The sequence below is a fragment of the Stenotrophomonas sp. 89682_Sma genome (assembly GCF_056481405.1).
In genome coordinates this window covers 1,914,975-1,926,648 of record NZ_CM151147.1, presented here as the reverse complement: position 1 = coordinate 1,926,648, position 11,674 = coordinate 1,914,975, and the positions used below count along the sequence as shown (strand labels likewise).

Below are 11,674 nucleotides of genomic sequence, written 5' to 3'. Positions count from 1 at the left end.
CGGCCGCCGCACCCACTTCCTACGCGTCCACGTCCAATGAATACGCCAACAGGAACTCCCTGGCGTACTCATTCCCGCCCTGCGCCGCAGCGCGGATCAGGTACACCGCACGCGGCACGTCGCTGGCGACTCCCTTGCCATGGAACAACGCCAGGCCAAACTCGTACATGGCCGACGGATAGCCGGCCTCCGATGCGCGCTCAAAATGCGCGGCCGCCCGCATGACATCCTGCTCGACGCGGTCACCGGTCAGCAGGCACAGCCCTACCGCATGGATTGCCGGGATATAGCCCTTCTCTGCGGCTCGCTTGAGGGTCGCAAAGCTGTCAGCCTCGGCATGTGCGTCGTCCTCCCCCACAGGCATCGAAGAAGAGAGGAACAACGCTTCGGCACAGCCGCTTGCAAGCTGCGGAGCCAACAGCCGCCGCGCCTCGGCAATGTCACCACGGTCGAGCACCGCATCGAAGTCAGTCGTGAGCTGGGTTGGCATGTTCGTCATGGCGCAGGTGTCCTTCCTGTTCGTGGGCATCCGTTCGCCCCGCTGGCATTATGCCTGCACCATGCCAGGGCATTCCGCCATCCCCACAAGACCGGGTGACCAGAAGACTCTCCGCGTCCATCGATGTTGGCTCTATAGTCAACGCCGTCCACCCAAGGATGGCCCGATGAACCCCTGCACCGCCCTGCTGCCCACCGCCCTGATCGCGCTGCTCGCCCCCGCCACCAGCATGGCCGCACCGATGGCACAACCAGCCACGCCGCTCACCACCGGCAGCGTGCGGGTGGATATCGCGACCGGCCGCGTAGATGGCGATGTGTGCGTATCCAATTCCCCCGCCAACGCGCAAGCCCACTTCGTGCTCAACGCCGGCCTGAACGTGGCGCGGGTCACCGATGGCGAGGGCACGCCACTAGGGTTCGATGGCTGGTACGACCCGGGCGTGGATGGTGAGGCGCGCGTCTACACTCTGGCCGAACCTGCCGCCAAGCTCTGCATAAAGTACGTCGGCGCGTTTCCGCTGTACCCGGAGCACGATGCCATGGACGACTTCAAAGGCATGATGGCCTTCAGCGGCGACAGCGCCCGTTTCACCGAACAGTCCGCATGGCTGCCGCAGGCGTTCGACCCCAAGGCACGCGTGCGCAGCAGCCAAAGCCGCTACGCCCTGCAGGTGGATTGTGCCGGCTGCCGCTTCCTATATCTCAACGGCAGCCCGGCCATCGAAGGCGCGCAGGGGCGGTTCCGCAGCGACAACGCGCGGCCGATCCTGCTGTTCGGCGGCAGCGGCCCGATCACCCGCACCGCGCAGGTCACCATCCTCAATGAGGCCCTGCCTGCGGCCAAGGTCGATGCATTGTCCAGCACGGTACAGAAAGTAGCCGACGTGCACAGCCGTTACATGGGCGTACCACTGGCCGACCGCCCCACCTTCCTGCGCATGGTCACCCTCAACCAGATCGAGCGCGACCGCGAAGGCAGCGAATGGGGCTTTGCCACCTGGCCGACCATCGCCATGAGCGGCAGCATCGGCAGCGTGGCCGATTCGCTGCTGGCCAGTGGCGAGAACGCCGACCGCCGCGTGCAGTACATCGCGCACGAAATGGGGCATTACTACTTCGGCACGCTCAACCGTCCGCAGGGGCCGTACTTCTGGGTGCTGCTGGAATCCAGCGCCGAGTTCCTGTCGATCAAGGCGCTGCGGGAGATCAGTGGTGATGCTGCGGCCGACCGCTACGTTGCCGGGTTGCAGGCCGCCGTCGACAAGCAGAGTACGCCGCTGCCGGCATTCGATGCCATCGACGGCAGCTCGGACCTGGGTGAGATGTATCGCTACGTCTATGGCCCGTTGCTGCTGCTCTCGCTGGAAAAGCAGGTGGGTGAGGCGAAGATGCAGACCTTCATGCGCGGGCTGCTGGCCGCACCTTCGCCGAGGAACTGGGCGGAACTGCAGCGCATTGCGCTGAAGACCGGCATCGATGGCAAGACCTGGGAGCATTGGCGGGCAAGCTGCGTGGCAGGTGGCAAACCGAGGTGCCGGTAGATCCACGCCACGCGTGGATTCACTCCCTCATCGCCCGCACATCTGATTCATCCAGCACCGTGTCCAAGGCAACCCGCCCCCCTAGCCCCTCCATTTGCCAATCAACGCCGCTGATGTCCCGCGCAATCAGAAGAGCAGACCCGCCTGATCAACGGTCGCGAGCGGATTGGCCTTCCGCACCGCCTCCAGGAAGAGCAGGAAATCGCGATTGAACAGGGTCAGGTTGCTGGTAAACGTCACGCACTTTCTACCCGATGCTCTGCTGAAGCACACCTGCCAGACATAGCGCCCGTAGATCCTGTCGGACGTTCGTGTGACTGAGGTGATCTGCGAAAGAGGAACCGCCGTGGGTACCGGGCCCCGCCGCAGGTAGAAGGATTCTGTATCAAAGAAATAGTGCTCGCGATTCTCTTTGCCATCCACCATCACCAAGGTCATGGATGTACCGGAGATCCGGCGAGGAGGATCCAAACGCAGCCCCGATTTCACGGACGAGCGAGCAGTTGCCGACATACGCCGAAGGGTAAACCAGAGGATCACCAACGGAAGTGCCGCAAGGACAATGAAACCTACGGTCTTCAAAACAGTTTCCAGCGTGCTTGGCACACAGATCTCCAGGATGAACGTTCAGGCGATGCCCAAGTAGATCCACGCCGTGCGTGGATGACTCTCCCTCAACGCCCTTTCACTTCCAATGATCCGGCCCCAAAAACGGCAGGCTCAACACAAACACCGGAACCGCCACCGGCACCAACGCCGCGCCCAGCACCTTCCCGGCCGCCGTAGCCACACCCGGCTTGTCCGTATCGTCCGGCCGAATCCGCTCCGCCCGCGCGGTGATCGGCTGCGCCAGCTTCGCCTTCGCGGCCAGCGCAGCGGCGTCCGGCAATTTCACCCGCTCGCCGTCACTCTCGAACAGCGCGCTGTAATAGCTGCCGCCCTGCCTGGAAAGATTGCAGTCCGGGTTGGCCGCCAGCTCGTAACGGCTCCGGGCTTCAAGGATGTACGGCTGGCGCGTCAATGCATCGATGGCCTTGGCCACCCGCGGGCTGATCTCCAACCGCTCCAGCTTGAACTGCGCCGCCTGTTCCGGTGTCACCAGCTCCGGCCGCAGCAACAGCGCATAGCTGCCATGCACCTTGGTCCTGTCGGCCGGCACGCGCCAGTCCTCACGGAAGTAAAGCTGCGCGCAGACCACGGCCTCACGCAGCGGGCTGTCCATCAGAGCGCGGTAATCACGGAACGGCGCGGCGTCGAAGCGCATCGGCTCGTCATAGACCGGCAACAGGTACAGCTTGCCGTCGTCGGCCACGAACGCGCCGGTGATCTCGCGATTGGAATGGTGGTAGTCCGGACCACTGGCGCAACCAGACAGCAGGCCAAGGCACAGTGCGGAGAGAATGAAGAAGATGGACGTTCGCATGTCGTAGTGAAGGGCTTCCCTGGAAAACCGGCCTCGTCGATAAGGACGAGACCAGTCCGCCATGGTGCCACGGCACCGCACGCGATGCAGAACCCGCCTTACTTCAACCGTTCCACCAACCGCTGCCCCACCTCCATCGCCGAAGCCGGGTTCTGGCCGGTAATCAGCTCGCGGTCCACCACCACATGCCCGGTCCAGGGCGTGGTGTTGCTGCTGAACTTCGCACCCGCCCGCTGCAGCGCGGTCTGCGGGTAGAACTTCATCTCACCGCCGCCCAGCATTGGCTTGGCCTGCTCCTCTTCCTGGTTGCTGATCACCGTCATCTGGTAGCCGCTGTAGATCCACTTCGGCGTAGCCGGCATCGCGCCCGCCTCCAGCTTCGCCACGAAACCACCGGCATCCGGCAGCGTGGACAGCAGCGCGATCGGCCCGTGGCAGACCAGCGCGGTGGTCTTGTTGCGCTGGTGGAAGTCGGCCAGCAAGCGGCCCAGCGCCGGGCTCTTCAGCAGATCCTGCATCGGCGCGTGGCCGCCGGGAATGTAGACCGCATCGAAGCGCGCGTAGCCCTGCTGCTCGACGCGCGCCAGACTGACCACCGGCGACGCCGTCGGCGAGGTCAGCGCCAGTTTCTCCAGCAGATTCTTGTGCAGCGTCATCTGCGCGGCATCGTTGCCGAAATACGCCGGCGTCACCGAGGACGCGTCCACCGTCGGCGCACGCCCCTGCGGCGTGGCGAAGGTCACCTCGTGCCCCGCGTCCAGCAACAGCTTGACCGGCTGCATCAACTCGTTGAGATAGAAGCCGGTGGACAGCACCTTGCCATCCTTCAGGTCAAGGTGGTTTTCGTCGGACAGCACCACCAGCACGTTGGCGGCCTGCGCGCCGCTGGCGGCCAGGGTCAGGGCCAGCGCTGCGGCCAGCCGGGTCATCAGGTTCATGGGGAGCTCCTATCGGGAATGGCGGCCACTTTATTCATCGCCCCAGCGGCGATAAATTGGCCCCACCGCAAAACATCTGTTCCCGGGAGAGCCAAATGAGCCGCAAGTTCGACTACCTGGGCGATGTGGAGGTGTTCCTGGCGGTGGTCGAGCACGGTTCGTTCACGGCCGGCGCCGTGGCGTTGTCCACCACGCCCTCGGTGCTGAGCCGCGCGGTCACCCGCCTGGAAGCGCGGCTGGGCCGGCAGCTGCTGCAGCGGACCACCCGCCGCGTGGGCCTGACCGACGCCGGGCGGCTCTATCTGGAACAGGTGCGCACCGCCTTCGGCCTGCTGGACGACGCCGAGCGCGACGTACTGGCCCAGGACGGTGCGCTGGCCGGCCGCGTGCGCCTGAGCGTGCCCACCACCTATGGCCACTACCGGCTGCCGCCCGTGCTGGCGCGCTTTGCGCAGCAGTACCCGCAGGTGCAGGTGGAACTGAACATCACCAACCGCAACGTGGACCTGGTGGCCGAAGGCTTCGACCTGGCCATCCGCTTGGGCCAGCTGCCAGACAGCGGGCTGGTCGCGCGAAAGCTGGAAGACGCCCCGCTGCTGCTGGTGGCCGCGCCGGACTATCTGCAGCGCCGCGGCACGCCGCAGACGCTAGACGACCTGCAGCAGCACCTGTGCCTGCCCTTCGTGATGCCGCGCACCGGGCGGTTGGCGCCATGGATCTTCCGCGACGACGGGCGCGACGTGGACTGGCTGCCGCGTTCGTCCATCGAGACTTCCGACGATGTGCTGGGCGTGGTGTCGCTGGCCGAACAGGGCATCGGCATATGCCAGAGCTATGAATTCATCGTGCAAGAGCGATTGCAGCGCGGGCAGTTGGTGGAAGTGCTGCCGCAGCTGCGTGGGCGATCAAGGCCGTTCTCGGTGATCTATGCGCCGCATCGGCGGCAGTCGGCAGCGGCGCGGGCGATGATTGAGTTGTTGGTGGGGAATGCGGCTGAGAATGGCGCCGATTGAAGCCGCAAGGCGCGCTGGCGGTGTCGGGTTTGAACCGATTTTCGGGGTGTGTAGCTGATCGTGCGCCGTTGCTTGGCGAGGCGGACTAAGAACTGTTGCAAAGCAAGCTGTCGCGCTATTCGCTTGTGGCATGGGCGATTGCGGCACTTTGATTCGCCATCAGCAGAGCATCTGCACGAATGCATCTTATGGCGTCGCGTGCTGCACGAATGGTGCGTGCAACAATAGTCCTTCGCTCTCGGATTCCGCGATTCCTTCGCGAATTTCTATTGGCATTCGAAGCGACTGCGTAACCAACATGACGTGCCACCGACAACGGGTGGCTCCGGGTCTGCAAACCCGCGACGATTGCTGTGCCTGTTGTTTACGCTTGCCCGTCGGCACCGTCCTTAACCGGTGCTGGCGGGCAATCCGTCGGCCTATCTGGCGGGCGGTGCGTGGGGGCCTTCGGGCCCACCGGTCATGGCACTACTTCGTCCCGGTTTGCAGCCACGCATCGCCCGCCACCCCGCAACGCGGTGGCGCTGTTAAGCACAGCCACGGAAGCCGACGCCATGAACGAATCCGATACCTTCTCTTCGTACACCTTTGTTGAACCCATCAACGACGACACTCCCCAGCCCGACCTGAACTCCCTGCTCGGCATCCTCAAGCGCATGCGCGGCTGCGAGGGGGCTGATGGGCACCCCTGGCCAGAAACCGATGTGTCACCGGGCCGCCGCGTGAGCCTGGCCAGGAGCGAGCGCGCGATGGTGGGGGCGCTGACGGTGCTGGAGCTACTGCACGCGGCGGACCGCTGCCGGGTGGCAGCGGACCCGGAGCGGCATTTGGATGAGGGGGTTGTGGATGGGCTGTTTCTAGCTTGTCGGGGGTTGGTTGAGTGGGGTTGTCGGGAGATTAGGCCGGAGTAGGTGTGGCGCTCATCTGCCCCATGCCACTATTACCGACGATATTAGGTTCACTTCATTTGCAATAGCTGTAGGAGTAGGCAAGCGTCCTAGATGCCCCCGACTATGGCAGCTTAGGCCGAGTGATCGCACCATATGCCCGCCCCACTTTGGCTTGGGCACCCATCTTCCTATTCAGAAGGTTTAACCGTAAGATCGGCCTCGGGGGCAGGCATTTCCTCTCGCCTAGGCGAGGGCGGCACTAATAAGTAACAGCTTCGGCTGTTGGGCTCCGGCCTACTGATCCTTTGGGATGTTCAACGGTAACCAAGACTCCCTGCCCCCTCTTTTTCTTTTTCTTGGAGAGGGTCGTGAGGGACAAGATCTGGTTCACCTACAAGGCTCGAATAAAAGCTCACGAACGACTGGAGCGAATGGATTTCCATTCGCAACTCCTTTTGGTCTGGTACGCAATTCTGAGCTCGATCCTAGCCATTCTGAGCATCAGATATCCAACTATACTTGGCGATAACACCGACATATTGGGCGCCATACTTTCAATTGGCCTACTAGCAATCTCACTATCTGTAACGAACAGGGATTTCAGAGGCCGTGCCATGCTGATGCGAGGGAACTACTTGCATTTGCAGAAACTTTACAACGACATCCAGCCAACCGGTCCAACTCTCGCAGAGCAAGATTTGTACGCCGGACTGCTCAGGGACAGCGAGAATCATACATCAATGGATGACATCTTGGCGCGAGTGTTATCCACTGGTCTGACAAGCAGAATTCCCACCAAAATTGAGTGCGCAAGAGGCATCGCATCAATAATACTTAGGTACATATTGATAATAACCCTCTATGCCACCCCTTTAATTGCAGCGTACTGCGCAATGGATACTTACCAATGAAGGCCCCTGAGAGTTTCAGAGCCAGGTTCTCGAAGGATCACTTGATCGAGATATACGCGGAGCGCATATCAAAGTCTTCAGCCATCGGAATCGACCGAGTAAAGCCTTCGACCCTAGGAGAAAGACTCGGGGATGAAATTTCGTTAATTAATTCAAAGATCATCCAAGGCAAGTACAAGTTTACGGCCTATAAAGAGAAGCTCATATCAAAAGGCTACAACTCAAAGCCGCGACAAATTTCAATTCCAACTGTCCGAGACCGTATAACATTGCGCGCACTTTGCGAATGCTTGGGCGACGTCTATCCCGAAGCCAAGCTTAAATTGCCCCACATCGCGATCGAGACACTCAAGGAGAAACTATCATCCGGCGAATTTTCCGAGTTCGCGAAGATAGATCTTCAAGGATTTTATCCATCCATTCCGCACAAGCTAGTTCTTGGAAGCACCTGGAAGAGAATCAGGAAAATCGAAATTCGATCTCTAATCCGAAGTGCCATCACGACACCGACAGTGCCAGAATCAAAAACATCGAAGGGCCTAAAGTCTACCGCAATAGGTGTGCCCCAAGGCCTCGCAGTTTCCAATCTACTGGCCGAGATATCAATGATTGAAGTAGATAAACACTTCAATTCGATTGAGGGAATCTGGTATTGCAGATACGTCGACGACATACTCATTCTGACGTCAAGTGATCAGGCAGCACCGACCGCCAGTGAGATCATCACTAGGCTTAAGAAAATGGGTCTCAAGGCCCATGAGCCAGGAGGAGACTCAAAAAAAAAGATAGATAAACTAAACCAAGAGTTCAGCTTTTTAGGCTACCTCATCAGCAGCAATAGAATTCGAATTCGACGCGAGAGCATACTGAGATTTGAATCTTCAATTGCGAAAATTCTTACAGCCTACAAGCACAAGGCCTCAGCAGCCCGGAGCGATGCCGAGAGATCCAGAGCCCTCGCATACTGCAAGTGGAAAATAAATCTAAGAATCACGGGATGCACCTTCAACAACAAAAGACTCGGATGGGTTTGCTATTTTTCACAGATCACAGAAACATCACAGTTACGCGCCGTAAACTGGACAATCTCCAAGCTAATGAATCGCTTTGGGCTAAAGGATAAATTCAAACCCAAGTCCCTTATCAAGACATACTACGAGCTCAGTGGAAAGAGCTTGGAGGCTGGGAGCTACATCCCAAACTTCGACAATCTTAGCGCCGCACAGAAGCGCGAGCGCCTATCAATGTGGCTTGGAGAGCGCGTAGCCGCAATGTCAGACGAGAAAGTAGACCGACTCCTCACTTTAAAAATTACAAAGGCAGTGAGAGACTTGGAGTCCGACATCGTGCACGCGTACTAGAATTTCTAAAATTTCATGTAATTGATAATTAATTATCAATTGCCCCTTCAGTCCCTAGACACTAAATCACGCGCGATGAAACCTTGAAACCGCAGAATCAAAGTCGTCAAAATGCGCTCCATGCACAAGATAGGAAAAAACCTGACGAAGAATAGATCTTAGATGAATCGCATCACCCCAAATCGCCGGAGGGAATGGGCAGTCCCCAAAGCGACTGGCCGGATGTATTGCAGATATCCTGTTCTCATAGAACTCACCAAGATATTTCTCAAAATCACCAGGTGCATCAAAGCCATAGGGTTCGTCAAAGACTCTGTGCAACCATCTGGCGGCGTCGTTCGCGGAGGGATTTGGGTTCCCTGCCTTGATTAGCTCCCTCTGGATCAGGGAGAACGAAGCATCCATCGCGATATAAATGGAGAGGACGGACTCCTCGCCAAACTCCTGATGGCACCCAAGCATGTCAGACTTCACCAGCGCCTGAATGCCGCGCATAAGGACGAGATTTCCCGGATCGATACTACGATATGAGCTTGGAAATCTACTCATCGCTACGGATTCCGAGCTCAGCAGATCATATCTCGCACAACCAATGGATGCGGGAGTACCTGCAGTTCCGTTCGGATTCAATAGGAAATCCGAAGAATTCAAAATACGAGATCTGATCAACTGGACGACATTAACGTCCGCCAGATCGAGTTCGTCCGGCTCCAAAACCAAATGCCGACCAATTACTGGGTACAGCCGCACCCAAGCTTCGTCAATCACCTGACAGAATAGTAATGACCCCAATATTCGAACTTGCGCGGGAGATGCCCATGCAAATTCCGAAAATGGCAATTCGTCGGCAACCGACCTCCATCCGCCGCACTTTACGACAGAAAATGCGATATCTTCATCCGCATGAAAGAAGCCGTCCTCACAGAAAAAAGTACCGAACGGATATGCCCCTCCTTCCGCACGGAAGATCATCAATCGAGCCTTTTTCTGAACGCCTCCTCGGGAATTTGCGATCGCCAATGATAATTCGCGGGGATGCTGCATCCTAAACCCCTTTCTCCTAGCCCGTGTTCGATCCGCAATCCCCGCCAGAATTTGCCCGAAGTTCTGGATCGCCCAAGTTCTTTCCACTTTAGAACATTTTCGAAATGTATCCACGAAGCCATGTAAACAACAAGGGCGCCTCTCGGCGCCCTCATTCTCTCAACTCACTCCCACTCGATCATCAACAGATCGCGCAAGTCTGTGTAGTTAAAGGAATTTTCGGTGATTGACATGAGTGAGTACCGCACATTTTACCGTCGAGAGCATACATCTTCTGCGGCAGCTCACCTCATGGCGCCGAGGCGGCACCTTGAGACTGTCGATCACCTCTCATGATAGTGCGCAGAGACAGGGTCTGAGAACTCCCCCTCCGCCATCATCGCTTCAGACCCTTGCCAATTTCGCCCAGGCGCTTGACCACGGGATTGACTACCGTTGACCGTGCGCCGAACTGCTTTGCCAGGACGCCGAAACGGGCCGCCCGGGGAAGCATCCCATCGATGATCCTGGACGCATCGGGTGCTTCGATCCCATAGGAGTCGGCCAAGCGCAGAAGATCGCTCCTGGTGGGATCCCTTGCGTCCCCACCCGCAAATGTCAGGGTGTGATAGCCGCCCGGCCCCTGCATGTAGGTCAAGTCATAGGCCGGCGATATCCCCCACTGCTGCCCTCCATCAAGGATGAAGGCAAAGTTCTTCGCATGATCATCGCGAACACTCATGACGGCATTAAAGACCGCCCGGCTGTAGGCCTGCTTGAATGCCGCTCCGGACATGCCTAGACGCGTCATGACCTGCGCGATGTTGACGTAGTCCAGGCCGATCTGTCTGTGCGAGAAGTGCATCAACCCTCCAAGGGTGTGGCAGAAGGTGGGATGCGGCCCCGCGCGGTCGAAGCGTCGCGTGGCAAACGCGATCTGACCATTGATGTCCAGCAAACTGCTATCCATCACCGCGATTCCCGCCTCCCTAGCGCATTCCATGTAGGCCTGTTCCAGTATCGGCGCATCAAGCGGCTCATCACGCGCCGCAAACTTGATCAGCCAAGAGGCGTAGCCAGGCGAAGGGGTTCGGGAGCTCGTGCGAGCTTGCTTCATGCCGGCATCCAGATCGAGCATGAGCTTCGGTCGAGCGCCTTGGGGAGAACTGCCGGCGGTCAGCAACTCGTTGGAGACGTCGTCCAGCATCCCTTCGATTGCAGCCTCCACCTCCTCACTCAAAGCCACCAGGGACACCTCCCCTTCGACCTCCTCCTCCATGGCCGGGCGGAAGCTCAAGGCGCCCCAGGCCCGATCGGCAATGAAAGCCAATCGAGCAGCTGGCGAGATGTACTGCGGGTCAATCCGCCGCCGGGCCATGGCCTTGTCCATTAGATAGCGCCCCCAGCCATCTGGAAGGGCGTCGTTCAACAGGCCTGGCAACCCCTCGTAATCCAATGGAAGGTTGGGCTGTTGCTCGCTAGACCAGACGCCGGCACCGGTCGGCAGCTTGAGCGGAGACAGATTGATACCCAGCTGAATTGCCTGATGGCTCCACTCAAAAAAGCTCCGTCCAGCACGCACCTCGTAGTTCAGGTGACCCACCAGTACCGGCAGCGGCAGGTGATGGGTCCAAACCTCCAATCGATGGACCGGAGACTCCAGCCAGGCGGTTTCGAGAATCATGCCCCCACCTTGCTCCTGACCCGCTTCTGAAGCGAAGCGGCCGAACTGGCATTTTCCACGTAGCGTTTGTGAGCGTTGAGGTTTGGAAAGTGGGGGGATTCAAGCACCCTGAGGAGGTCCGGGCCATGCCCAAACGCAAGCAGCAAGCGGAAAAGGCTCTCACCCGAGATAGGGTCACCCTTCTCCATCGCCTTTACGGTTTGCACGGACACGCCTGCTCGCTTCGCGACATCCGACTGACGCCACTCGAAAGCCACGCGCTGGCGTCGAAGGCGCTCTCCAATCTGCTCCGAGACGTCCGACATGGTGCTGAACGTCGGCTCGTTGCCCCTGCCCCCCCCTAGGAGGTCGTCTAGATTTTTCATTGCACAATGATAGCGCTCACTTTA

At 59.0% G+C, this 11,674-nt stretch carries 12 protein-coding genes; 5 read left to right on the top strand and 7 right to left on the bottom strand.

Annotated elements, in window-relative coordinates; genetic code table 11:
• Window positions 1-19 precede the first annotated feature (19 nt).
• A complete protein-coding gene (locus ACZK29_RS09020) occupies window positions 20-499 on the bottom strand; it encodes a tetratricopeptide repeat protein (protein ID WP_478446942.1) in 480 nt (159 codons plus the stop codon).
• Between the two features lie 166 nt (window positions 500-665).
• On the opposite strand from ACZK29_RS09020, the gene ACZK29_RS09015 reads away from it, so the two are divergent.
• Window positions 666-2,042, top strand: a complete 1,377-nt coding sequence (locus ACZK29_RS09015) for a M1 aminopeptidase family protein (protein ID WP_478446941.1) — start codon at window positions 666-668, stop codon at window positions 2,040-2,042.
• A 126-nt stretch (window positions 2,043-2,168) separates the two neighbouring features.
• Here the strand turns inward: ACZK29_RS09015 and ACZK29_RS09010 are convergent, their stop codons facing one another.
• From ACZK29_RS09010 to ACZK29_RS09000, 3 genes are all read right to left on the bottom strand, one after another.
• Window positions 2,169-2,648, bottom strand: coding sequence for a hypothetical protein (locus tag ACZK29_RS09010; protein ID WP_478446940.1), 480 nt, complete (start codon window positions 2,646-2,648; stop codon window positions 2,169-2,171).
• A 79-nt stretch (window positions 2,649-2,727) separates the two neighbouring features.
• On the bottom strand, window positions 2,728-3,465 hold the full coding sequence (locus tag ACZK29_RS09005; protein WP_478447076.1) for a hypothetical protein: 738 nt from the start codon (window positions 3,463-3,465) through the stop codon (window positions 2,728-2,730).
• A 98-nt stretch (window positions 3,466-3,563) separates the two neighbouring features.
• Window positions 3,564-4,403 carry a type 1 glutamine amidotransferase domain-containing protein gene (locus ACZK29_RS09000; RefSeq protein ID WP_478446939.1) on the bottom strand — a complete coding sequence of 280 codons (840 nt, stop codon included), beginning with the start codon at window positions 4,401-4,403 and terminating at the stop codon, window positions 3,564-3,566.
• Window positions 4,404-4,498: 95 nt separating this feature from the next.
• Here ACZK29_RS09000 and ACZK29_RS08995 point away from each other — a divergent pair, with 95 nt between their 5' ends.
• The 4 genes from ACZK29_RS08995 (at window position 4,499) to ACZK29_RS08980 (ending at window position 8,578) form a co-directional block, all read left to right on the top strand.
• Window positions 4,499-5,416, top strand: coding sequence for a LysR family transcriptional regulator (locus ACZK29_RS08995; protein ID WP_478446938.1), 918 nt, complete (start codon window positions 4,499-4,501; stop codon window positions 5,414-5,416).
• A gap of 554 nt (window positions 5,417-5,970) precedes the next feature.
• Window positions 5,971-6,327 (top strand): hypothetical protein, encoded by a 357-nt coding sequence (locus ACZK29_RS08990; RefSeq protein WP_478446937.1) that lies wholly within the window; start codon window positions 5,971-5,973, stop codon window positions 6,325-6,327.
• A 347-nt stretch (window positions 6,328-6,674) separates the two neighbouring features.
• A complete protein-coding gene (locus ACZK29_RS08985; protein ID WP_478446936.1) occupies window positions 6,675-7,217 on the top strand; it encodes an SLATT domain-containing protein in 543 nt (180 codons plus the stop codon).
• Window positions 7,214-8,578: a reverse transcriptase domain-containing protein gene (locus ACZK29_RS08980; protein ID WP_478453102.1), complete on the top strand. Its 1,365-nt coding sequence runs from the start codon at window positions 7,214-7,216 to the stop codon at window positions 8,576-8,578. Before ACZK29_RS08985 ends, ACZK29_RS08980 begins: the two co-directional genes overlap by 4 nt.
• Window positions 8,579-8,644: 66 nt before the next feature.
• Here ACZK29_RS08980 and ACZK29_RS08975 read toward each other — a convergent pair whose 3' ends face one another.
• The 3 genes from ACZK29_RS08975 to ACZK29_RS08965 form a co-directional block, all read right to left on the bottom strand.
• Window positions 8,645-9,622 (bottom strand): hypothetical protein, encoded by a 978-nt coding sequence (locus ACZK29_RS08975; RefSeq protein ID WP_478446933.1) that lies wholly within the window; start codon window positions 9,620-9,622, stop codon window positions 8,645-8,647.
• A 376-nt stretch (window positions 9,623-9,998) separates the two neighbouring features.
• A complete protein-coding gene (locus tag ACZK29_RS08970) occupies window positions 9,999-11,285 on the bottom strand; it encodes a type II toxin-antitoxin system HipA family toxin (protein WP_478446932.1) in 1,287 nt (428 codons plus the stop codon).
• Window positions 11,282-11,590 (bottom strand): helix-turn-helix domain-containing protein, encoded by a 309-nt coding sequence (locus tag ACZK29_RS08965; RefSeq protein WP_168708225.1) that lies wholly within the window; start codon window positions 11,588-11,590, stop codon window positions 11,282-11,284. The genes ACZK29_RS08970 and ACZK29_RS08965 overlap by 4 nt, the downstream gene beginning before the upstream one ends.
• Window positions 11,591-11,674 lie beyond the last annotated feature (84 nt).